Source organism: Flavobacterium sp. 9R, from assembly GCF_902506345.1.
In the GTDB taxonomy this organism is placed as follows: Bacteria; Bacteroidota; Bacteroidia; order Flavobacteriales; family Flavobacteriaceae; genus Flavobacterium.
The window spans coordinates 2,278,815-2,303,737 of sequence record NZ_LR733413.1; the positions used below are offsets into that span (position 1 = coordinate 2,278,815).

The 24,923-nt window shown below is 34.2% G+C and carries 20 protein-coding genes; 10 read left to right on the forward strand and 10 right to left on the reverse strand.

Annotation, left to right across the window (positions count from 1 at the left end; genetic code table 11):
• Positions 1–27: 27 nt before the first annotated feature.
• On the reverse strand, positions 28–2,844 hold the full coding sequence (locus tag FLAVO9AF_RS10230) for a TonB-dependent receptor (RefSeq protein WP_159688010.1): 2,817 nt from the start codon (positions 2,842–2,844) through the stop codon (positions 28–30).
• 267 nt (positions 2,845–3,111) lie between these two features.
• Here FLAVO9AF_RS10230 and FLAVO9AF_RS10235 point away from each other — a divergent pair, with 267 nt between their 5' ends.
• Entirely contained in the window at positions 3,112–4,212 is a 1,101-nt protein-coding gene (locus FLAVO9AF_RS10235; RefSeq protein WP_159688013.1) for a DUF4407 domain-containing protein, read from the forward strand.
• Between the two features lie 62 nt (positions 4,213–4,274).
• Here the strand turns inward: FLAVO9AF_RS10235 and FLAVO9AF_RS10240 are convergent, their stop codons facing one another.
• On the reverse strand, positions 4,275–5,477 hold the full coding sequence (locus FLAVO9AF_RS10240) for an NAD(P)/FAD-dependent oxidoreductase (RefSeq protein ID WP_159688016.1): 1,203 nt from the start codon (positions 5,475–5,477) through the stop codon (positions 4,275–4,277).
• A 142-nt stretch (positions 5,478–5,619) separates the two neighbouring features.
• Complete coding sequence (locus tag FLAVO9AF_RS10245; protein WP_159688019.1) at positions 5,620–6,294, reverse strand: PH domain-containing protein; 675 nt, start codon at positions 6,292–6,294, stop codon at positions 5,620–5,622.
• 261 nt (positions 6,295–6,555) lie between these two features.
• Between FLAVO9AF_RS10245 and FLAVO9AF_RS10250 the strand changes: the two genes are divergently transcribed.
• The 9 genes from FLAVO9AF_RS10250 to FLAVO9AF_RS10290 all read left to right on the forward strand — a co-directional run bounded on the left by FLAVO9AF_RS10250 (position 6,556) and on the right by FLAVO9AF_RS10290 (position 20,471).
• Positions 6,556–7,905 carry a sigma-54 dependent transcriptional regulator gene (locus tag FLAVO9AF_RS10250; protein WP_159688022.1) on the forward strand — a complete coding sequence of 450 codons (1,350 nt, stop codon included), beginning with the start codon at positions 6,556–6,558 and terminating at the stop codon, positions 7,903–7,905.
• 4 nt (positions 7,906–7,909) lie between these two features.
• Positions 7,910–9,049 (forward strand): FIST signal transduction protein, encoded by a 1,140-nt coding sequence (locus FLAVO9AF_RS10255; RefSeq protein WP_159688025.1) that lies wholly within the window; start codon positions 7,910–7,912, stop codon positions 9,047–9,049.
• 3 nt (positions 9,050–9,052) lie between these two features.
• On the forward strand, positions 9,053–12,871 hold the full coding sequence (locus FLAVO9AF_RS10260) for a PAS domain S-box protein (RefSeq protein WP_159688028.1): 3,819 nt from the start codon (positions 9,053–9,055) through the stop codon (positions 12,869–12,871).
• A gap of 131 nt (positions 12,872–13,002) precedes the next feature.
• A complete protein-coding gene (locus FLAVO9AF_RS10265; RefSeq protein WP_159688031.1) occupies positions 13,003–13,440 on the forward strand; it encodes a response regulator in 438 nt (145 codons plus the stop codon).
• 19 nt (positions 13,441–13,459) lie between these two features.
• Positions 13,460–13,798, forward strand: a complete 339-nt coding sequence (locus FLAVO9AF_RS10270) for a hypothetical protein (protein ID WP_159688035.1) — start codon at positions 13,460–13,462, stop codon at positions 13,796–13,798.
• Positions 13,799–14,092: 294 nt separating this feature from the next.
• Complete coding sequence (locus FLAVO9AF_RS10275) at positions 14,093–16,474, forward strand: hypothetical protein (RefSeq protein ID WP_159688037.1); 2,382 nt, start codon at positions 14,093–14,095, stop codon at positions 16,472–16,474.
• A 322-nt stretch (positions 16,475–16,796) separates the two neighbouring features.
• Positions 16,797–18,026 (forward strand): glycosyltransferase family 4 protein, encoded by a 1,230-nt coding sequence (locus FLAVO9AF_RS10280; RefSeq protein ID WP_159688040.1) that lies wholly within the window; start codon positions 16,797–16,799, stop codon positions 18,024–18,026.
• Positions 18,027–18,407: 381 nt separating this feature from the next.
• Complete coding sequence (locus FLAVO9AF_RS10285) at positions 18,408–19,478, forward strand: glycosyltransferase family 4 protein (RefSeq protein ID WP_159688043.1); 1,071 nt, start codon at positions 18,408–18,410, stop codon at positions 19,476–19,478.
• 414 nt (positions 19,479–19,892) lie between these two features.
• Complete coding sequence (locus FLAVO9AF_RS10290; protein WP_159688045.1) at positions 19,893–20,471, forward strand: hypothetical protein; 579 nt, start codon at positions 19,893–19,895, stop codon at positions 20,469–20,471.
• On the opposite strand, the gene FLAVO9AF_RS10295 is transcribed toward FLAVO9AF_RS10290, so the two are convergent.
• The 7 genes from FLAVO9AF_RS10295 to ruvC form a co-directional block, all read right to left on the reverse strand.
• Positions 20,468–20,842 carry an MmcQ/YjbR family DNA-binding protein gene (locus FLAVO9AF_RS10295; protein ID WP_159688048.1) on the reverse strand — a complete coding sequence of 125 codons (375 nt, stop codon included), beginning with the start codon at positions 20,840–20,842 and terminating at the stop codon, positions 20,468–20,470. The genes FLAVO9AF_RS10290 and FLAVO9AF_RS10295 overlap by 4 nt on opposite strands.
• On the reverse strand, positions 20,839–21,240 hold the full coding sequence (locus tag FLAVO9AF_RS10300) for a GNAT family N-acetyltransferase (protein WP_159688051.1): 402 nt from the start codon (positions 21,238–21,240) through the stop codon (positions 20,839–20,841). Before FLAVO9AF_RS10300 ends, FLAVO9AF_RS10295 begins: the two co-directional genes overlap by 4 nt.
• Entirely contained in the window at positions 21,237–22,007 is a 771-nt protein-coding gene (locus tag FLAVO9AF_RS10305) for a cyclase family protein (protein WP_159688053.1), read from the reverse strand. The genes FLAVO9AF_RS10300 and FLAVO9AF_RS10305 overlap by 4 nt, the downstream gene beginning before the upstream one ends.
• 57 nt (positions 22,008–22,064) lie before the next feature.
• Positions 22,065–22,442 carry a GxxExxY protein gene (locus FLAVO9AF_RS10310; protein ID WP_159688056.1) on the reverse strand — a complete coding sequence of 126 codons (378 nt, stop codon included), beginning with the start codon at positions 22,440–22,442 and terminating at the stop codon, positions 22,065–22,067.
• 131 nt (positions 22,443–22,573) lie between these two features.
• The gene (gene hemW / locus FLAVO9AF_RS10315; RefSeq protein ID WP_159688059.1) at positions 22,574–23,743 is read right to left on the reverse strand and encodes a radical SAM family heme chaperone HemW; all 1,170 of its coding nucleotides are present in this window, start codon (positions 23,741–23,743) and stop codon (positions 22,574–22,576) included.
• Positions 23,744–23,840: 97 nt separating this feature from the next.
• Positions 23,841–24,212 (reverse strand): four helix bundle protein, encoded by a 372-nt coding sequence (locus tag FLAVO9AF_RS10320; protein WP_159688061.1) that lies wholly within the window; start codon positions 24,210–24,212, stop codon positions 23,841–23,843.
• A 97-nt stretch (positions 24,213–24,309) separates the two neighbouring features.
• The gene (gene ruvC, locus FLAVO9AF_RS10325) at positions 24,310–24,864 is read right to left on the reverse strand and encodes a crossover junction endodeoxyribonuclease RuvC (RefSeq protein WP_159691043.1); all 555 of its coding nucleotides are present in this window, start codon (positions 24,862–24,864) and stop codon (positions 24,310–24,312) included.
• Between the last annotated feature and the right edge of the window lie 59 nt (positions 24,865–24,923).

Genomic DNA, 24,923 nt, shown 5'->3' on the forward strand with positions numbered 1-24,923 from the left:
TTTAACAAAACACCTACTGACAACAAACTACAAGTCTAACTTCAACCCGAAGTTATATCGAGCTTGATAGTACTCGACTTGTTTGGTATTCGCAACCGCACCTTGATAATAACGCAATGGTTGGTTGGTTAAATTATTCGCTTCGGCAAAAATTCGCAATTTTGAAGTTATCTTAAATGAGGCATTAGCATCTAAGAAGAACTGTTTGTCATAATAACTATCATTGTATGCCTCAGAACCTAATTCGTCTAAATAATCTGAGGTGAAATTAGTAGAAATTCTAGCTGAAAAACGTTTGTTTTCCCAAGATAAAGAACCGTTAAACATATGAGGTGCAGTTCCTGGTAAACTGATATTTTTACGTTCATTTCCATCTTCGTCAGCAATTCCTTTTGCTTCTGAATTGGTGTAAGTATAATTCAAGTAGATACCAAAACCTTTCAAGAAATCACCTGGTAAAAAGTCTAGCTGACGCTGAAAAGCCACTTCAAAACCAAATACGTTTACTTTGTCTCCATTTTTTGGCTGAATGAATGACCAATTTTCACCTGTTGGAATTGGATTTGCCTGACCTGGAAAATCTTTTGCAAACTTCTCGGTGGTATATTGATTATCACTAAAATTATAAATGAAATCATCTAACTTTTTATAAAAAACTCCTCCTGAAATAATCCCAACAGATTTAAAGTAATTTTCTACCATCAAATCATAATTATTAGAAAAGGTCACATCCAAGTTTGGATTTCCAGCGGCAATTTCTCTATCAGCAGCAATATTATTTACATAAGGCGCTAAGGCATAATAATCAGGTCTTGCCAGAGCTGTAGTCGCAGCCGCTCTAATAACTAAATCTTTGTTGGCTTTGTATTGTAAGGTCAAACTAGGCAAAAGATTAGTATACGAATTGGTATTATTGATTTGACCTTCTAAAGTTTCTTCATCTAATACTCGGTTTCCTGTATAATCGATTTTAGTATTTTCTACACGAAATCCTAGAACCATAGAAAGTTTATCATTAAAATCCTGGTCCCATCTTAAGTAAGTTGCATAAATTTTCTCTTTGGCATTGTAATTTACCGTCAAAAACTCGGCAGGATCTTCTTCTTTATCAAATAATGAAGCATTGTTCAAATCTAATTTTCCTAAGTAAGCAGCCGAAGCAAATGTTCCTGGTATGTATTTAGCACCAGGATTGAATCCTTTTCCATCAAAAGTAACCGTGTTAACATCAGTCAAAAGTCCCATACCGCTGTTCACTGGCTCGTAGGCAAAAAACTTATTGTCTCTTGATTTCTCTTTAATTCTTAATCTTAAACCTGCTCTAAGTCTTCCTTTTTGAGAAGGAACTACGGTAAATGGTACACGAATATTAACTTTTGCTCCAAACTCACTTTCGCTAGTATCGTCTGTATTTTCGGTAACCGAATCAAATTTGAATTTAGCGATAGATTCACCTGAAGTAGTCAATAATGGAAATTTACTTTCAGAAAAATCTTGAGTCATATCCACTCCTTTTTGACGATACTCAATATATCGCTCACCTGGACGGTATTCTCTTGCTTTAGAATAGTTAGCAGACCAATCTAAATCTAGAGTGGAATGAATCAAATGCTCTCCTCTCAAAGAATAGTTTTGCACACGTTGATCTTCTAATCTACGGTTATCATTTCTATTATTGTCAACTCCACCTTTGGTTTGACGTTTTATTCTTCCTTCATAACCGATAATTTTTTGGGTATCAACCGCGTCATAAATGGCTTCGATATCGTCATAAGTAGTTCTATATCGATTTTCTTTATCATCTCTCCAATTATAGATTGCGTTCGCAAAAATAGAGTTGTTATCATCAAACTTATAGTCTAAAGCCAAAGAAGAACTTCTTCTAATTCTTTGTACATCATATTTTCTAATTTCTGTAGCTTGTAGAAATTCATTACCGAATTCATCTTTTACCCATTCGTTTTCGATATTATCAGATCCATAATCTACATTATTATACGAAGCACTTAGAACTGCTCCAAGTTTAGAATCCATAAAACGATTACCGTATACAAAACCAGCAGTGTAACTCCCTTTTTCACGAATAGGTAAATAACCGCCCGCCAATGTTGCAGAAATACGTTCTTTGTTCGGTGTTGCTCTCGTAATTAAATTCACAGAACCACCAATCGCATCAGCATCCATATCAGAAGTAAGCGTTTTGTTTACCTCTATAGTAGAAATCATATCCGATGGAATCAAATCCATTTGTACATTACGATTGTCCCCTTCGGCAGAAGGAATCCTGTCACCATTCAAACTCACTGAGTTCAAAGATGGCGCCAAACCTCTAATGATAATGTTTCTAGCCTCACCTTGATCGTATTGCATAGTCACACCCGAAACTCTTTTTAAGGCATCACCTATATTAGCATCTGGAAAACGTCCTACTTGATCAGAAGAAATTATGTTACCAATGTTTTTATTGTTTTTTTGTTGATTCAAAGCCTTCGCTTGTCCTTTTAAGATATCACCAACCACCACTTCATTCAATTCTGTTCCTGCTGCTTTTAGGCTGAAATCTACAACTGCATTTTTACCTTCATTAACCTGTACTTCGTTGGTTGCAGAAGAATATCCCATATATTTAATTTGAAGACTATAATTTCCTGGGGATAGATTTAAAAATTCATAGCGCCCAGTATAATCAGTAACCGCATATTTATTCATACCAACTATTTGTACCAAAGCTCCAGGCAAAGGCAACTTATCATCGACATCAACAACTTTTCCAGAAATCACCCCTTTTTGAGCCTGAGAAAATAGAAAAGTAAAGAAAAACAGCAACAGTAATTTTGTTTTCATACAAGTATTTAATGGTTAAAATGCAAAACTAAGCTGAATTATTTAACACAATTTTACGCAGGTTTTAACAATTTGTTACGATTCAACAACACTAGCTTACTTTCGTAACACAACCCTAACACAGCTATAACTTAGTTACAACATAGCCGTAACATTTGAAGGAAATACCCAAAAAAAGCATTTGCAACTAAAATACAATCAGTAATTTATCGTTTGAATCATTTTTGGCGTTAAATTTGTACTCATCAATCAAAAAATCAATCAATCATGTTACAATCCTTTTTTATTTTATGTTCAGGAGCTGACAAAAACCTGCTAGAAGGTTGCTCCCAAGGTGAAAAAACCAAATTTGTAGGTATTGGAGCCACCGTGTTTTTTACAGCTGTGATGGCTTTTTTGGCGAGTGCCTATGCCTTATTTATTGTTTTCGATAGTGTATATCCAGCAATCGCTTTTGGGCTAGTTTGGAGTTTACTTATTTTTAACTTGGACCGATTTATTGTATCGACCATTAGAAAAAGAGACAAGCTAAGTGCCGAATTTTTGCAAGCTACTCCCCGTATTTTATTGGCAATCATCATTGCGATTGTGATTTCAAAACCGTTAGAAATTAAAATCTTCGAAAAAGAAATCAACACGGTGCTTTTGAAAGAGAAAAATGCGATGGCTTTGAAAAACAAAAAAGAAGTCGCTGACTATTTCAAAACCGATTTGGATAAAAACAAAGCCGAAGTAGATAAGTTAAAACTAGAGATTTCTACTAAAGAGAAAGAAGTCAATACCCTTTATGAAACCTACATTGCTGAAGCCGAAGGAACGGCTGGCACCAAAAAACTAGGTAAAGGCCCTGTCTTTAAGGAAAAAATTGCCAAACACGATATGTCAAAGAAAGAATTAGATACCTTACAAAAAACCAATTTGGCTAAAATTGCCGTTCTAGAAAAAGAAAACAAAAAACTGGAAGCCGATTTGGACAAAAAGGTAACGCAAACCCAACCTATTATTGATGGTTTTGATGGACTAATGGCGAGAATCAATGCTTTGAATAGTTTGCCTTGGTTGCCTTCTTTTTTCATTATGTTGCTATTTTTAGCTATAGAAACTTCGCCTATTATTGCCAAATTATTATCTCCCAAAGGGGAATATGATTATAAACTAGAAGACCTCGAAACAGCATTAAAAGCTACAATTGAACAGGACAAATACCAACGTACTCTTTTGGTACAAACCAGCGCCAGTATGCACGACAAAGTATATGCGGATATTGCAGAAGATAAAAAACTGTATGAATTGCAACGAAAAAACGCAACAGATTTATTGGAATTACAATCCAATACTTTTGTGGAAAAGCAAAAAAGTACTTTGTAATCTACTATAATCTCACAAAAAAACGTCCTTACGGACGTTTTTTTTATAAAACTAACAACGATTTAGGGTAAAAAGGCATAACCATTTTTGCTTTTCCAAAGAAAATATTTCTCTAAAATCACTTTATTAAAATCGAAAATAATGTTCGGAATCATAATGGCAAAAGTTCGTGGTTTAAACAAAGAAGTTGAAAAGATAATCACTTCTTTTTTTCCAGCATCCATAATACAAAGTCCAGGTATTCTTCCCCATTCTTTTTTGATTAATTGGGCTTGACCTTTGGCAACTCGAATAATATTTTCGGCTACAATTTTTCCAGTTTCATCAGAAGGATAACCTGTTTTGGGAGAACCAAAAGGAACGGATTTAGGTGTAAAAGGTAATTTCACATCAACAGCAATTCCTGCTGCCCAAATGTTCTTGTAATCACGATGACGATAATCATCTCCTACAGGAATATAACCCGCTGGTGTAGCATGCAAATCAGGAGAATTGGTCACCAAATCTACTCCAATAAAAGGCGGCATCAACATAGTAAAATCACTAGGCAGTTCTTCATCGTTCGTTAAGATTACTTTGTTTTTTTGAACTTCTTTTACTCCAACTTCGGTTCTATAATGAATATTGAACATTTTCATAAATCCTTTCAGCATAGATTCGCCCATTGGCATACCATCTATCCCAAAATGTCCCAAATAATCTTCTGGTGTAATCCAGTACAAATCAACTTTTTTACGAATGTTTTCTTCTCGTAACCATTTTTCGATATTGAATAAAAACTCATAGGCCGCACCCATACAACCCGCATTTTGAGTAGCACCAATAACGATTGGTCCAGGATTCTTTTTGAATTCTTGCAAAGCTGTTCTAATTTTCATCGCTCCATTGGGTGTACCCACATAATGCGAAAACTCTTCAACTCCAGGAGCTATGTCATATTTTACTTTTGGCCCAGTGGCTATAACAAGATTATCGTAATGGTATTCTCCTTTGTCTGTATATACAATTTGTGCTGTGGCATCAATTTTTGTGGCTTCTTCGTTTACAAAATCGATTCCCTTTTTGGTCAATATTCCTTCTTTCTTAAATGAAATATCCTTGATATCTCTTCTCCCAAAAGGAACCCAAATTAAAGAAGGGATGAATAAAAATAAGGGTGATTTATCTATTAAAATTACTTTGTGTTGGTCTTTCCCTTTTCGTTTTATTTCAAGTGCAGCAGTCATTCCAGCAAAACTTCCACCAATAATTACCGTTGTAGTCATAATGAATTGATTTAATATTACCCTACAAAGTTAGCCTTCATACCGTTAGCGAACAGTAACTTATGTTACACAACAAAAAAAGTCATAAAAAAACCCTGCTTTGAATAAACAAAACAGGGCACTTCCTTTTAATTCGAAAAGATTACATCTGACTCAAGATTTCTTTCTTGAAGGCATCGTACTCGCCTTGCAGAATCAAACCATTGTCTAATAGCTTTTTATAGTTTTGTAATTTGGCAAACAATTCTTCTTGGTTCAAACCGGCACTAGAAACAGGCTCTGATTCAGTTACAAAACTAGCCTCGTGAGTGGTTGTTGTTGGCATAATCTCAGCAAAATTTGTTACTTCTTCTGTTTCTACTTCTTCCACAATTTCAGCTTCGGGAGTAATTACTGCATCGGCGATTGGAGTGGTTGCTCCATTTTTCAAACTATCCAATTGTTCTTTTGCATAAGTGTAAATTTTGCGCGCTTGAATTTTTGGAATGTAATCAATCGTTACTTGCAATTCTGTTTTGGTAGAGAAAGTAAACTCTGAACCTAAAATATTTTCTTTTACAAAAGCTCCATCAACCTCATCCCAAGTATAATCAATAAAATGCATTGAAAGCCCTAAGTTTTTGGGTTGGCAAATGATAATTCTTTTATTGGTCAAAACGATACTATCAGGCAAAACAGTCAAAGCGGGTTTCTTTTGAACCGCAATATAACCTACCTCTTCGTTTTTCATTAAAATATCGTTGAGCTTGGTTGTAATTTTCTCGATTGCCTTTGGGTCTTGCTCTTCGTTTAAAAACTTTTTGATTTGTTCTTTCATTATAATACTATGTTACTAGAATAATTATTTTTTTGTTTATCAAAACCTTATTGGGGTTATCACTAAAATACCTTAACAAAAGTAATGCCTAAATTGGATAGTCCGTTTTTGCAAACTATTACTTCATCAAAATATAATAATTATTAAAAGTAATCGAAAGATTTTTTTAAAACAACGATTACTCTCAAAAAAAAATCTTACAAAAGAATGACGTAATATCTTAATTTTTACTAACTTAGATAGAAATTATCCTCAAATCTTATGGAAGAGTTAAAAATTTTCATAGTTGAAGACGACCCTTTCTTTGGAGAAACTTTAAAATACCATCTAAAGTTAAATCCAGATTTTACGGTTTTTCTATACGGGTCTGCAAAAGAATGCCTTAACAATTTACATCAAAAACCCGATATCATTTGTTTGGATTTTGGGTTACCCGATATGACGGGTGATATATTGCTAAAACGCATTAAAGAAATCAACAACAGCATTCCAATAATAATTATTAGTGGACAAGAAGATATTGGCGTAGCTGTAGATTTCCTAAAATCTGGTGCGACGGACTATATTGTTAAAAGCGCACATTCAAAAGATTTACTTTGGAATTCCATTCTAAAAATAAAAGAAAACCGAAATCTTGTTCAAGAAGTTGAAATTCTAAAAGAAAAATTAGAGCAAAAATTCAGTTTTGAAAAAACAATCATTGGGCAGAGTATAGCCATTAAAAATGTTTTTAATAAAATAAACAAAGCCTTATCCAACAATATCAATGTTTCTATAACTGGAGAAACCGGAACAGGAAAAGAAGTTGTTGCCAACGCGATACACTATAATTCTGACCGCAAAAACAAACCTTTTGTTGCAGTAAATATGGCTGCTATTCCAAAGGAATTAGTCGAAAGCGAATTTTTCGGCCATGAAAAAGGAGCTTTTACTGGAGCCAATGAACGAAAAACTGGAAAATTTGAACAAGCTGACGGCGGTACCATCTTTTTGGATGAAATAGCGGAATTGGATTTGAATCTTCAAAGCAAATTATTGCGTGTTTTACAAGAAAGAGAAGTTGTTCGATTAGGTGGCACAACCAAAATAAAATTCAATGCCCGTTTGATTATTGCTACTCATAGAGATTTGGCTCAAGAAGTTAAAAAAGGAAATTTCAGAGAAGACCTTTACTACAGAATCATAGGATTACCGATAGAACTTCCTCCGCTGAGAGAACGAGAAAATGACATTTTACTATTGGCAAAACATTTTATAGAGTTGTTTGCAAAAGAAAACAAAATGGCAACCCTTGGCTTGTCTAAAGACGCAAAGGATAAACTACTTAAATATGCCTTTCCTGGAAATATAAGAGAATTAAAATCCGTAATTGATTTGGCTTGTGTGATGTGCGACAGCAACGAAATAACAGCGAATGACTTAAGCTTTAATAGCATCAATTCGAATGATCTGTTCCTATCTCAAGAAAAAACATTAAAGCAGTATACAGAAGATATCATTCTCTATTTTTTGAAAAAAAACAACAATGATGTGCTCAAAACTGCAAAGAAACTTGATATTGGTAAATCGACCATATACAATCTTTTACAAACGGTTGAATTAAAAAAATGATTTTATGAAAGTAGCTTCCTTTTTATACGAGAATGAAATTTTTGTCAAAGAAATCAACGAAGAACAATTACAAGTAAAAGATGCTAATTTAGTTATTGGTTTTGGTGCCAGCGCATTAGTTTCTGATGAAAATAATTTTGCAAACATCCGAGAAAAATTCCCAAATGCCACTTTAGCAATGGCCTCATCTGCTGGGGAAATATTTGATAAAGAAGTATTTGACAATACTATTTCTCTTATTGCAATAGAATTTGCAGATACAAAAATTGCTACTTCTGAGGTAAACATAGAAGATTATAACAATAGCTTTGACGCCGGACATGCTTTAGTAACTAAGTTGCCTAAAGAGACGCTCAAATTGATTTTTGTACTTTCAGACGGTGGAAAAGTTAACGGTAGCGAACTCGTAAAAGGAATTAACGAAGCTACAGAAAGTAAAGTCTTGGTTACCGGTGGCCTTGCTGGTGATGGTGCCAAATTTGAAAAAACATTTGTGGGTCTAAATCAAGTACCTACTTCGGGGAAAGTTATAGCTATAGGTTTTTATGGAGAAAAACTTCAAGTATCCCACGGTTCGATTGGCGGCTGGGAAAGTTTTGGATTAGAACGTACAGTTACCAAATCTGATAGAAATGTTCTTTATGAAATTGACCATAAAAACGTGTTGGATTTATATAAAAAATACCTCGGAAAATATGCGGAAGAATTGCCTGGCTCCGCTTTGTTATTTCCACTTTCAATAAAACTTAATGACAAAGATGACCTAATTGTTAGAACGATTTTATCTATAGACGAACAAAACCAATCCATGACTTTTGCTGGCGACCTGCCCCTTGGTAGCAAAGTCAGATTCATGAAAGCTAACTTTGACAAACTCATAGATGCAGCAAGTGATGCCGCTAGTAACTGCATAAGTATGAATAAAAATTCTACCAAACTGGCTTTACTGATCAGCTGTGTAGGAAGAAAGGTAATTTTAAGCAACCGCATAGACGAAGAGGTAGAGGCTGTTTCTGATATATTAAGCAATACCACTTTGCTAACTGGATTTTACTCCTATGGTGAGATTTCTCCGCTGCGTCCTTTTTCTGGATGTGAATTGCACAATCAAACCATGACTATCACGTGTCTTAATGAACTCTAATCTATGGCAGACCTTCACAAACTTTTACAAAAGCAAATCAACAAACATCTCTCTGCCGACTACATGCAAGATCCGGCTGTATTAGCCTTTTTGAATGCAGTTAATGACTCTTATTCGTCTTATGAAAGAGATAAAGATTTGATGAACCATTCTTTTATAGAAAGTGAAAAAGAATACAATGAAATCAATCAAGATTTAAAAAAAGAATATGAGCTCAAACAAAAATCTATTGCTAATTTGTATGATAGTCTAGAAGCCTTAGAAGACGATTACAAAACAATAAAACCAGATGATGCCGTAGACGATATCCTATTTATTTCTAAATACTTAAACCAACAAATTGAGAAGAGAAAGAATACAGAAAAGAATCTCTTACGAAATGTAGAATTATTAAAAACACTATTAGCGAACCTTCGTTCTGGTATCTTGGTTGAAGATGAAAATAGAATAATTCTTTTTACCAATGAATTGTTTTGCAAAATGTTTGCAATTCCAGTCAGTCCAGAAGCTATGGTTGGTGTCGACTGTACTAATTCGGCAGAGCAATCCAAACATTTTTTTAAAGATCCAGAAGCATTTAGCGAGGGCATAACTCGTATTCTAACCAACAGAGAGGTCGTTACCAATGAACTTTTAGAAACAATAGATGGTCACTTTTATGAAAGAGATTATATACCCATCTATATCGCTGAAGAGTACAAAGGCCATCTCTGGAAATACACTGATGTTACCCAACGTATCCAAAATCAGATTCTATTAGAACAAAGTGAAGAACGCAGCCGAATTGTAATGAACTCCTCGTTGAATGCTATTGTTACTGTAGATGACAAAGGTAAAATTACTTTTTGGAACGATCAAGCTGAAGAAACATTTGGCTATAAACCCAATGAAGTATTAGGAAAAGTGTTTACTGAATTCATGATTCCTGCTCGAAATAAAGCACTTTGGGAACAATCCATTTATCAGTACCTAACAGAAGGGCATAACGAATTTCTAAACAAACATGTTGAACTTATTGGTGTTCATAAATCAGGAGACGAATTCTTGGCAGAAATTTCAATTATTCCTATTACCCAAAATGGAGAAACCTTTTTCTGTGCCTTCCTTCAGGATATTTCCAAAAGAAAAGAAGCCGAAAACCAACTTTCGGAAAATTTGGTTTTATTGCAAACACTTTTGGCAAACCTTCAATCGGGTATTTTGGTAGAAGATATGGATCGTAAAATTGTATTTACCAACCAACTATTTTGTGATATGCGCCACATTACTCTTTCACCAAACGAAATGATTGGAAAAGACTGTAAAGTATTAATAAACAACACAAAACTTCTTTTTAAAGATGAAGAACAATTTGTCAATCGAGTAAATGAAATCATTGCTGAAAAGAAAATTGTTATTCGAGATTTGATTGAAACCAAAGACAATCTTTTTTACGAAAGAGACTATATTCCAATTATCATCGAACAAGAATACAAAGGGCATCTTTGGAAATATACCGACGTTACGGAGCGCATCCATAACCAAATTCTTTTGGAACAAAGTGAGGAGCGCAGCAGAAACATTATGAATTCCTCATTGAATGCGATAATCACTATTGACCAAAAAGGAATCATCACTTTTTGGAATACCCAAGCCGAAATAATCTTTGGTTGGAAGAAAGAAGAAGTTTTAGGAAAAACATTAACCGAAACGATTATACCTCAACAACACCGTCAGGGGCATAATAATGGTATGAAACATTACTTAGCTACTGGCGAAGGTCCAGTATTGAATAAAAATATCGAACTCCCCGCAGTTAACCGTCAAGGTGAAGAGTTTCCAATTGAAATTGCCATTATTCCTTTACAACTAAACGGAGAATCCTTTTTTTGCTCCTTCATTCAAGACATTTCTGAACGAAAAAAAGCAGAAAACAAACTCAAAAACCAAGAAGAAAAATACCGCAATATTATTTCTAATATGAACCTTGGGCTGATTGAAGTGGATAATGATGAAATAATTCAATTTGCGAATCAGAGTTTTGCCGCAATGTCGGGTTATGACGTAGAAGATTTGTTGGGCAAAAATCCATCAGAAATATTTGTTTTTGGGGAAAATTTTGACAAGTTGCAACACAAAAAAGAATTGCGTGCTCAAGGCGTTTCGGATGTCTATCAAATTCCCATAAGAGATCGCAGAGGTGATTTAAAATGGTGGGCCATCAGTGGTGCTCCAAACTATGACAATCAAGGGAATTTGGTAGGCTCAGTAGGTATTCATCTTGACATAACCGAACAAAAACAACTCGAAATAGAACTCAACAAACAAAAACAAAAAGCAGAAGATGCCTCTAAAGCCAAAGAGGTATTCTTAGCAAACATGAGTCATGAAATCCGAACTCCTCTAAATGCAATTATTGGTTTTCTAAGAGAATTAGCAAAACAAGAACTAACAGAATTACAAAAAAAATACATTGACAATAGCACAATTGCTTCACGCCATTTATTAGCCATATTAAACAATGTTCTCGATATCTCTAAAATAGAAGCCGGCGAAATGGAACTTGAAAAAGAAGATTTCTTTTTTGCTGAATCTATAGATAAAGTTGTTAAAGTTCTACAACCATTGGCAAAACAAAAAGGATTACGACTCAATGCAAACATAGAAAAAATGACCTTTCCCGTTTTCAACGCCGATTCCCTTCGTATAGAACAAATCTTGTTCAACTTAGTTGGGAACTCAATAAAATTTACCAGCAAGGGAAAAATTGATTTAAAATGTGAAGTGCTTATTGACCGACCTACAATACAAAAAATCCTTATCAAAATTACCGATACAGGTATAGGAATGGATAAAAGTTATGTCGAAACCATTTTCAAAAAATTCTCCCAAGAAGATAAGGCAGTCACCCGAAAATTTGGAGGAACTGGTTTGGGAATGGCCATCACAAAAGAATTAATAGCATTAATGCATGGTGAAATAACTATTGAAAGTGAAAAAGGAAAAGGCACAACTTTTAACATCATTCTGCCTTTAGAAAAAGGAAATCCTGAGAAAATAAAAGAATACAAAACAGAACTTGACGTCAATATCTCTGGACTATCAATATTGTTGGTTGAAGACAATAAAATGAATAGAATGGTGCTACAAAATTCTATGCAATACTTTAATTGTAAAGTTACTGAGGCCGAAAATGGAATTGAAGCACTCGAACTATTAAAAAAGAACACCTATGACATTATTTTAATGGACATTCAAATGCCCGAAATGGATGGTATTGAAGCCACAAAAATCATAAGAAACGAATTTAAACTGAATACTCCCATAATTGCCTTGACTGCAAATGCCTTTAAAACAGAAATAGATAACTGTAAAAAAGCAGGCATGGATGACTATGTAACAAAACCTTTCGACGAATTTTTATTAATTGAAACCATAGCTAAATTAACGGTGAATCCTACAAAAAACAACTTAAATTATTCTACAGAAACAACCGAAGAGATAATTTACAACTTATCTATTTTAAGAAATTTAAGTCGAGGCAACATAGATTTTGTTCAAAAAATGATTCGCATTTTTATTGAACAAACTTCTAAAATTCTGGAAGATATAGAAGTTGCGATTGACGAAGAAAACTATAATGAAGTAAGCAGATTGATACACAAAATAAAACCAAGTGTAGAAAGTCTAGGTATATCTCGCATACTACCTGAAATGATAAATTTTGAAAGCACAGTAAAAATAGAAACGAACAAAGAGAAAATTAAAGCTTCGTTTTATACCATAAAATCCACTTTAACATTGGCAATAGCACAACTTAAAAGCAATGAATTGAAAGAATAATTCCATTTACCACTGGAATATTTTCCAAATATTGGAAAAAAAAAAGAAACAAAAATTATAAGTTTCCTTAATTCATAGGGGCTCGCGGTTTTTGGCTTAAAATTAGTACTGCGGATACAAAATTTTAACCTATGGAAAGTAAACCGCAATTCAAATTCTTTATTGTTGACGATGATATCTTTTGTGCCAATATATATGAGCAGTATCTTTTAAACCAAGACTTCACTGATGTTACGCATTTCAGCAATGGTAATGATTGTTTAGACAATCTTGACCTAAACCCTGATATTATTTTTTTGGATTACGATATGGGAGACCTATCTGGATTTGAGGTGTTGAAAAAAATCAAACATCAAAATCCTAACATCTACGTGGTAATGGTTTCTGGGCAAGAAAATATCGTTATTGCCGTAGATGCTTTAAAACATGGTGCTTTTGACTACGTCGTAAAAGACAATGCTGTGTGTGAAAAATTGACAAACATCATTGATAAAATCCATCATGTCAAAATAGCACTCAACAAATCAAATCCAAACATAGCCAAACGACTACTCAATATCTTTTTATAAAATCCAAATTACTTCTAGGATGAAGACAACTATACTATCCATTTTATTACTTCTATTGTTAAGCAGTTACAAAACGTATACTGTTGTAGAAGACAAAAACCAAAATCAACTAATTGCACTTGAATGTAAAGAGCCCCTTTTTGAAAAGGAATTGTATCACAAAATCATTATTCGTTCTACTACATTTTCAGAAAGTTTTACAGTAGAAATCGATGGCACCTCTGTGAGCACAAAAAATCTTTATAAACGCCAAGGTTTACAATTACTTTCTAAAAAAGAATCTTTAGTTGCATACAAAGAAATTATCGGAAAAACTTTTTCTATAAACGAAAGAAAATTATTGACACAACTCGATTAGGAATTATTGACAATAAAAAAATTATAAACTCCACTCATGCTCATTGGAACTCTGATTCTAATGAGCATTTGTTTATTTAAGTAGTTGGCAATGAAACAAATTACATCTTAACTTGTTTTAAAAACTATTTCTCAAAAAACACCCACATTTCATTACTCAACATTACCAAAAAAAGACTTTTTTCCAAAATATGGAACAAAAATCAATCTGATAAAGCACAAAACCCTTGTAAAATCAAGGGTTTCTTGTTTTGGCACAGTTTTCCAATTGATTGTAGTACAAAACACTATAATCATGAAAGCAATTTTAAAATTAACCGGCTACGATTTCTCTCCAAAAAAAATAAATGGAAACGAAGAAAGCATCAAATTATCTTATATCTCCAACAGCGATGGTTCCCCAAGATGGATTTGGAATTCTCAAAATAAAGTTCCTTCGTTTCTGAAATTTTATAATGCAGGAAACAAAAGTTCTTGGTTATTCACAAAAATGATTCAAGTGATTTTTGCTTTACAATTGCAACGTCTTTTCTTCAAACAAAAAAAATGGTTTTATACTGTTGAAGAAAATCCTCTTTTTGATTGCAAAGGTGATTGGGCACTATTTACTGGTTCCCAAGAAACTAATGACAAAGCTGTTTTGTATGCGAACAAAACCTTCTATAAAATTGCTTGTACTGAAACTGCAACTCAATTAATAGAAAACGAATACAAAGTTCTGAAAGAATTACAACTAGCTCGAAAAAGTTTTACAACTCCATTGGTTCGTATGGTCAACAAACAAATCATACAACTCTCTGATGTATCGATAAATGGTAAAAGAAAGACCAAAATTTCAGATAGCCATTTGAAAGTATTGAATGAAATGGCCTTGATAAAAAAACAAACCATTGCGGTAGAAAAATGGGATTGGTTCCGTCAATTAGAATCTAACTTTCTAGAGATTCAAGACTCAAGAATTCCTCAAAACTTGGTACGTAAAATAGAATTTCTATTAAATACTGTGACCAATAGACAAAGAGTTACCATTGGATTCTCTCAAGGTGATTTCACGCCTTGGAATCAGTTTCAACAAGGCGAAACTATCGCAATGTATGATTGGGAATTAGCACGAGTAGACCGTCCGTATGCCTTTGATTATTTTCATTTTGTTATTCAACAAGGAGCATTAGTTGATAGAAAAAATTGGTCAAGTATATACAAAGACCTAAAAGAACAATGTGTTGATAGCAAAGGAAACTGTCTTTTCAATAATGATTTGGATACGTTCAAAACACAGCTAAAATGGTATTTCTTAACCAATTGCATGCATTACCTAAAAGAATATGCTGAACAAGAAAAATGGCAAAATAAAATCGAAAGGTTATTGAATCTTTGGAATGAAGGATTGGATTTATTCTTTGAAGAAGATAAAGCGCCAAGAGAATTAGTAATTATGGAAGTTTTTGATAGCATCCAAAACAGCGAATATGGTGCACTAAAATTTCCAAATTTTGCTCCAGAAAAACTAAGCGAAGCCTCTGATATTGACATTGTAATCGAAAAAAAAGGAGCCAAAAAATTATTGCATCTTCTGATGAATCATCATTTGGTGAGTCGCGTTTCGGTTCAAAAAAAATCGTTCAAGTATGCAATTCAAGCTGTTCTTGTAGATGGAAGCATTTTGGCTTTGGATTTAATTTGGCAAATAAAAGTTCGTGGTTTAGAAGTAATGGATGCGCACGAAGTTTATAAAAACAATCCTATATCCCCTTTTGGAATTAGGCAAGCGCGCACTATAGACTCTGCTAGATTTACAGCCTTATCGAGTTTGTTAACAAATACTAACGTTCCAAGCCGATATAGTCATTACCTACCACTACTAGAAAAATCACAAAACGTATTGGATTTACAAATTAACTATTGCATTCAAAACAACAAAAGCGACATATCTAGATTGTTGCAATTCATCAAGAAAAACCCTAAAAACCAATCCCTTTTATACTTAAAAAATAGCGTGATGTATGTTCTTGATACGTTGCAAAATTACACTAACAAAAGTGGATACGTCATTTCTTTTAGCGGCATAAATAATGCTGAAAAATCAACGGTGATTGAACAAATAGCCCAACGTATACAAAAACAGCTTCGTAAGCCAGTAATAGTTTTACGTCAACGTCCCTCCATATTACCGTTGTTAAGTAATTGGAAACAATCAAAAGAAGCAACTGAATTAGCTACTATTAACACTCAGTCAAGTCAAGAAAAAAACAAAACTACAGTCGCTTCATTGCTACGATTTTCTTACTACTATTTAGATTATATGATTGGCCAATTTGTGATTTATTTCAAATACATTATTCGCGGATATGTAGTAGTCTATGATAAATACTACTTTGATTTCATCAATGACAGTAAACAAAGTGATATTCTCTTGCCTAAAAAACTAACAGCCTTTGGGTATCATTTTTTAATGCAACCTGACTTTAACTTCTTGCTTTTTGCAGATGCTTCAACCCTTATGAAAAGAAAACAAGAACCTACTAAAAATGCTATTGAGGAACTTACTTCAGATTATAGAGAGTTGTTCGAAAGTCAACAAAAGAGAAGAAGTTCAAGCATCTACCAATCCATCAATAACGTGGACTTTGATGTCACTATGAATCAAGTATTGAAAACGCTAACGATAATGAACTAAAGCTTCTTAATAAAATACTATACAATTTAGGAAATACGCATTTTTAATTTAATCCTGATAAATACCGCTGCCTTACATCAGTCCCTTTGGAATACGTTGGGTTACTCTATTCCTTACTGCAAAAATGTAGTTTCGATATAAAAATCCAAAGGGAATGTTGTTAGGTGAAATGATCTGCAACCTCGAATTTTAATAATCAGAGGGTAAAACGGAGCAACATAATAAGAGTTGCTTTAAAGTGTCTTCATAATGATATTGAAGTCTTTTCAAAAGAATACAATCACTTGGTGGTGTGACACCAAATCAATAAAAAATAGAAGTTATGTCAATCAAAACAATTTTAGCAACTTGCTACACCGTAAATCCTTATAGAGGTTCTAAAGAAAAAATGGGTTGGAACTTCATAGTTCAAATTGCTCGCTATCAAAAAGTGATTGCAATAACTCGTAAAAAGAATCAGGCTCCCATTGAAAAATATCTCAACGAAAATAAAAATCCAGTATTCAACAATATTACATTCTTGTATTTTGATTTACCTAATTGGATGCGATTTTGGAAAAAAGAAGGCCGCGGAGGGTTGCTGCATTATTACATGTGGCAGAGAAGTATAGTCCCTTTTATAAAAAGGCAAACACTCTCTTTTGACATTGTTCACAACGTCAACTTTAATACAGATTGGATGCCTAGTTTTTTATGGAAACTGAACAAGCCTATGGTTTGGGGACCCGTTGGTTCTAATTCTCGTATTCCGAAACAATACCTAAAGTTGTATTCTAAAAAGCACCATTTGTTTAACGAACTGACTTGGATAGTAAAAAATTTAATTTGGAAACATTCGCAATCACTACAAAAAACAATCGATAACAGCACGCATATTTGGTGTATGAATCGCAATGTTCCTACTAATTTGGGATTAAAAGAAGAGAATTACTCGATACATCCACCTGTAGCTTCAGAAGACTTTTTCTCTGCAAAAAAAGAGAAAAGCAATCAATTCAATGTTTTGAGTGTTGGTCGATTTGTTGCCTTAAAGGGCTTCGATTTGACTATCAACGCATTTATCGGTTTTGTCCGTTCGTTGCCTAGAGGTGAACAAAAATATTGCAAACTAACACTAATTGGAACAGGACCCGAAAAAGAATTGTATCAAAAAATAATAGACCAAAACGATGCTAACGATTGTATAGAGATTTTAGAATGGATGGACCAGCAATCATTGATGCAGAAATACCAAGACGCAACTGTCTTCTTATTTCCTTCTCATGAAGGGGCAGGAATGGTGATTGCTGAGGCCCTTTCGTTTGGCTTACCAATTATATGTTTGGATAATGATGGCCCTGGACAATACATTACCGAAGCGATGGGAATTGCAGTACCTGAACAAAGCTACACAGACACTATAATCGGTTTAAAACAAGCGCTTTTAAAACTTTATAAAATCCCCCATCTTACCAAGATAATGAGTGATCGAGCACGTAAACACTATGAAGAAAAATTTAGCTGGGAAAGTAGAGGAGCTCATCTAAAAAATATCTACAACAAAATTGCATAATAGAATTCCAAACTATGTGTTGGTCAAAAATTTAAGTCGGAGATGACCTTTATAAGGCTGTACTAAAACCATCTCAAATGGCTCCCTTTCAATTTTTTAAATTACTGAAAAAGATGAATACCTACTTTGTAATAGGGTAATCTCACTTTTGTGGCTACGCCATTTTTAGACCGAAACCACTCTAATTTTTCCATTTAACCTTCCAATAATCCAAAATTTGGAATTTTTCCAATGCCAAAAAACAAAGAACACCAGTGTTTACGGGACTTCTGTAACATTAGCATAATTCTTGGCATAAGTTAAAAGAACAATGGCATAAAAAGTCATTATGAATAACTAAGAAAAAAAACTATTTACACAACATTTATAACACATAACATTATGAAAATTATAGCCGTACATTTAGTAAACGATTTTAGCGAAAGCTCAAAAGTTTTAAAACAACTAGTAAAAGGTTGGTCTAAAAATAATATCAATGCCGAGCTTTATATGGGTAAAGGTAGAAAAGGTTTTTTGTCTACTACGACACAAACTACTACTAATCATTTTTGGTATCCCGTTTTTAAAAATCCAATATTAAAATTGCTATTTATTATAACTAGCCAATTTATACTATTTACTAAACTTCTTTTTACTTTAAAAAAATCGGATACGCTTTATATCAATACGGTATTGCCATTTGGTGCTGCTTTAGCAGGAAAAATAAGAGGGTGCAAAATTATGTACCATATTCACGACACCAGCTTGACTCCAAAAATTTTCAAACTGTTCCTTTTTAACGTTGTAAAATGGACAGCAAATGAAGTTGTTTATGTTTCTGATTTCTTAGCCAAACAAGAGCCTCTAAAAATAAAAAGTAATGTAATTTACAACGTACTAGAAAAAGACTTTATAAACCAATGCAAGGGTATTAAAACTACTCAAAAAGAAAGTAAAATTATTCTAATGATTTGTTCTTTAAAAGCGAATAAAGGGGTTAGCGAGTTTTTGCAATTGGCACATTTGAATAGAAATTATACATTCAAATTGGTGCTAGATGCTTCTCAAAAAGAAATTGACAACTACTTTAAATTAGAATATCTTCCAGACAATTTAGTTATTTACCCAACACAAGAAGATACACATCCTTTCTACAGAGAAGCTAGTATAGTGCTCAATTTGTCTGATACTCGTTCATCAGTAGAGACTTTTGGTCTTACTATTCTAGAAGCAATGGCCTATGGATTGCCAACAATTGTTCCCCCTGTAGGTGGTGTAGTTGAATTAGTAAAAGAGGGTGAAAATGGCTTTTTGATTGACAGCAAAAACATCCCATTGCTCACCAGAAGCTTGAACGAATTATTACAAAACACGGCTCTTTATCAAAAAATGAGTACTACTGCAAAAGAATACAGCCGTTTTTTCTGCGAAGAGTATTTTGAGAGTGAATCTACTAGAATCCTTTCGAACTAAAACCAAGAAAGAAAAGCAAAACTCAAACATCATCCTTTTTGCTCCATCAATAATTAGGTAAATTCTACTTTCGAAGCTACTAAATTGTATTTGCATCATTAGTTTCTCGAAAGTAGTTTAACCTACTAAAATAACATTCCCCATTGTAAATATTTGTATAGGCTTTTGGGTTTGGGTTTCGATTTGGTAAATTATTTCTCAACTGCAACGATTCTCTTTCATCCCTTATTTATGTTTTGGTTGGTCGTTCAAAACCATTTATTAATTAACAAATATGAGGATTGAAAAATCGTTGAAAAAAAATCGAAAATGACCCTACCAAATTTTAACATAAAATACAGATTTCGTGCTGCATTTTTTTTACGATGACATTAATATTTAGTTATATTTGTTTCAAATCAATCTAAGCCACATATGATTCGATTATATCCAAACGAACAAGTTAAAGAATTCGACGTACACGAATCCTTGCAATTGCGCTATGCAATTACCAGCCGAGGAAGGCTGATTAGTTTTAAAGACAAAATTGAAGAAGGTCGTGAATTAAAAGGAAGCACCATAGACGGCTACCGTATTTTTCGCTACAAAATCAATTCTGGAGAAAAACCAGTCAACCGACATCTCTTTTTTTACAAACTCATTGCGGAGCATTTTATCCCAAAACAGTCCGAAGACCAAGTTCACGTGCTACATTTAGATTATGTGCGTGATAACGACTCCCTTCGAAACTTGAAATGGGCGACACGCGAAGAATTTTTGGAACACAACCGAAAAAGTCCACACGTGATTCAAGCAAGAAAAAATTTGCTAGAACACAACATCAAATCTGATGGAAGAAAATTGACGGTAACCAAAGTGATGCGCATCAAAAAAATGCTACAAAATCCCAACAGAAAAACTAGGATTAAAATGATTGCCAAGCAATTTGGTGTCAGCGAAATGCAAATTTTCCGCATTAAATCTGGTGAAAACTGGGGACATATCGTCGTCTAATCGATAGGTAAATCAGCAATTTCGCCCTGTATTTTTTTCGTAAGACTTTTAAAAACTAAGTCATACGAATGGTCGATTAATGCTTTGAGCATAGCATCTGGAACATCTTGATTAATCGCAACGGTGTTCCAGTGTATTTTGCTCATATGATACCCTTCCTTGATGGCGTCGTAATTGGCACGCAATTCTAAAGCGCGCTCGGGATCACACTTGAGATTTACCGAGGGTTCCTTCTTTTCCCATTGTTTTAACGAAGACAGGGCAAACATTTTGCCTCCTACTTTAAAAACTAAAGTGTCTTCATCAAAAGGAAAATGCTCTGTTACTGCTTTTTTTGACAAGCAGTACTCATAAAATGTTTCTAAATTCATACTTTTATTTTTTCCATCATCTTTTCGGGATGAGCTAAGGTTGTAAATCCAAATTTTTCATATAAAAAATGGGCATCTGTCGTGGCCAATCGCCAGATTTTCACTTGTTGTAATTGCGGCTCTTCCATCATTGCTTGTATCAAAATCGAAGAATACCCTTTACCTCGATACTCCTCAGCGATAAAGACATCCATAACGTACGCAAAAACCACATAATCCGTAATTACTCTGGCAAACCCAATTTGGGCATCATCCTGATAAACCCCAAAACACACCGAACTATCAATGCATACTTGTACCTCTTCGATTGTTCGACCAGCCGCCCAATAGATATCCTTCAAAAAATTTTGAATAAAATGAACATCCAACTTTGTTTTATCGGTAGAAACGCGAATCATATTTGGTATAAAATAGGTTTACTCGGACTGGCATCATTTTCAAAAGATGCAATTTGCAAATTCAACACATAAGGACCATCTAGCACTTCATCGGGCACGTAAATCATTTCGGTGATAGTGCAATTCAATCTTGCATCTGCATTAAGGTTATTCACATCTTTTACATTCCAAAACGCTTTGTGCGCCAATAATTTTCCCTCATCTTTCTCCTTGTCTACACTCGGCAAATCGATTAATAAATGTTGGATACCGTTTTCACGAATAAACTGCGCTGCTTCTTCCGTCAGATACGGTGGATTGGTATTCGAATAGTTTTGGTGTTTTTTTAATTTAAAATTAGGCAAAGTTCTAATTACTAAAGCTTCAAAAGAAATACCCGATTGTAATGTTACCTCGAGCGCAGTCGAGAGGCTTTTTAATGTAATCACTAAATCTTCCCCCTGCACTTCTGGCACCACAGAAATCAATTCAGCTCTAAAGAAAAACTGTTTCAAACATTGATTCACACTGTAAAATTCCCGCGTGATGTGTCCCAAACATTCGGTATGCGTACCGTGTCCGTGTGGATTGAAAAAGATGTTATTAAAATTGGTCGATGAGCTTCCTTCCGATACTTTCCCAACCCAATCCCCAAAAACTACTGGTTCAATGACGGGTTTTTCAATATACCAAGCAATAGGATTTTCATCGGTGTTGGTCAAAGGAATCGAAATATCAATGGGCTTTGATAAGTCGATTGTATATTCGTTGTTGATGGTTGCTTTCATATTTTTAACCGCAAGGTTCGCAAAGTTTTACGCAAAGTTCGCAAAGTAATTATTTATCTAAAGATTATTTGCCACTCTTTTAATTCCGTTTTTGATTAATACAACATTAAAATTCATAAGTAAACCTAATTTGCAATTCGTTAATTTCAAATAAGTTAGTAATTGAGCAAAATGAACTTCATTTAAGGCGTCCACTGATTTTATTTCTATTATTAATTTATCTTCAACTACTATATCAATGCGATACCCAACATCTAATTTAACTTCTTCATAAATCAAAGGCAATGGTTTCTGTTTTTGAACGGCTAATCCTGATTTTTTTAATTCATAGAACAAACATTCTTCATAAGCACTTTCCAAAAGACCTGGGCCTAACGTTTGATGGACTTTTAATGCACAATCAAAAACAACTCTTGATAATTCGTTTTCAGTCATAATTTTTTTTAAACCGCAAGGTTCGCAAAGGGTTACGCAAAGGACGCTAAGCTTTGTCTTATTTTTTAAATAAATGTAAGAAAAAATTTCAATTCTTGCGAACCTTGCGTAACACTTTGCGTTCTTTGCGGTTAAATCTCCGAATTTATATAAAACAAATCACTCGCGATTCCATCTGTCAAGAATTTTCCTTTTGGGGTAGGTTTTAGAATGTTGTTTTCAATAGAAAGCAACTCATCCTTTATGAATTTCTCTGACTGTTTGATGAGATAATCTAAATAGCGCTCTCCAAATTCTTTTTCAATTCTATCCAATGCAACGCCCCAAATGGTTCGCAATCCTGTCATAATGTATTCGTTATAACGGTCAGCTGTAGATAAGATTTCTTTTTCGTTGGGCAATTGATTTTGTTGAATGGCTTTCAGATACAAAGCATTATTCGCCACATTCCAACTTCTCGAAATTCCATCATAACTGTGCGCCGAAGGACCAATTCCTATGTATTTTTTGCCCAACCAATACGCCGAATTGTTCTTCGAGAAATAATTTTCTTTCCCGAAATTGGACAACTCATAATGAATAAAACCATTTTTCTCGAGGGTTTCGACTAGTATTTGGAAATGGGCTTCGGCTACTTCGTCTTTAGGAGCGTCTATTTTACCCTTTTGAATGAGTGTATTCAAAGCGGTTTTGGGTTCTACCGTCAAGGCGTAACTCGAAATATGAGGAACACCAAAACCCAATGCAGTTTCGATATTTTGTTGCCATTGTTCATTACTCATACCCGGAATACCATAAATCAAATCAATTGAAATATTATCAAAATATTGAGTCGCGAGTTCCAAACATTTTTGAGCTTCTACCGAATTGTGCGCGCGATTCATCATCGTTAAATCGGCTTCAAAAAACGACTGAATTCCAATACTGAGTCTATTGATTGGGCTTTTGGACAATTCCACAATTCGCTCACTGGTCAAATCATCTGGATTCGCTTCAAGGGTAATTTCTGGATTTTCAACAACATTGTAATGATTGTAAATTTCGTCAATCAAAAATTCAATTTCTTCCGTAGTCAGTACCGAAGGCGTACCTCCTCCAAAATAAATCGTTTCCACTTCCCAGAATTCAACATCATTTTTGTCACTTCGAGCGCAGTCGAGAAGCTCATTTTTGCGCATTTGCAATTCTTTGGCAATAGCCAAAACCATCTCCTCTTTTTTCTTCATCGAAGTCGAAAAATGAAAGTCGCAATAGTGACACGCTTGTTTGCAGAATGGGATGTGGATGTAGATGCCGCTCATAGATTAAGTGTTCAGTGGTCAGTAGTCAGAAAAAAGTGGTCAGTATTCGCTAAATAATATTCAGTAAATAAACTGAATACTAAAAACTGAACACTGATTACTCTTTTTTTACTCCAAATTTTTCAGGATTTAGTATCATATAATTTATCAATCTTCCAACTTCTTTGGAACTTTCAGTTAAACTAGTAAACGACTCTATTGTTATATACTTGCAAGCTAATGCATATTCAAGCCAACCTTGTGTCTCAGAATTTTCGGCATCAGCATCGGTCAATTTGCTATGAAAATACTTAGGATATTCTCTTTTTCTATATGCTTCAGCAATTGTAATTGTTACGCTTCTCGAACTTCTTCTGATCTGATCTGTTAAAGAATAGGTTTCTTCTTTTGGAAAACTTTTCGATAATTCAAACACGGCCATAGCAACATCAAACCCTTTTTTATAACTTAATAAATCTTGAAATTTCATCTGTTTTATCTAACTAATACTTTAAATGAACACTTAAAAACTAATCACTATTTTTTTACATTACACAACCTGAACACTAAAAACTGACCACTGAACACTACTTCTTAATCCTATCTTCATTGTTCTTCACGAAAGCATCCCAACCTGAATAGCTTTTTTCACCGATTGTTTTACCGGAATTGAAGAAATGACAAACCGCAGCCGCCAAACCATCGGTTGAATCCAGGTTTTTGGGTAATTCTTTTAATCCTAAAAGTTGTTGCAGCATTTTGGCCACTTGTTCTTTGCTGGCGTTTCCGTTGCCGGTGATGGCCATTTTTATCTTTTTGGGTTCGTATTCGGTAATGGGAATGTCTCTAGAAAGTCCAGCAGCCATCGCCACACCTTGCGCACGCCCTAACTTCAACATCGATTGTACGTTTTTGCCAAAGAAAGGCGCTTCAATCGCGATTTCGTCGGGATGGTGCGTTTCAATCAACTCAATGGTACGCTCAAAAATGACTTTCAATTTTTGGTAATGGTTGTCGTATTTGGACAAAATCAACTCATTGAGCTGAATGAATTCCATTTTCTTGTTGATAACCCGAATCAATCCAAACCCCATTATGGTAGTTCCTGGGTCGATGCCTAATATGATGCGTTCGTTTGACAATTTTTTTAGTTTCAAGTTTACCGTTTCCAATACAAAGTTTGTTGTTTCTTTGCAAAATA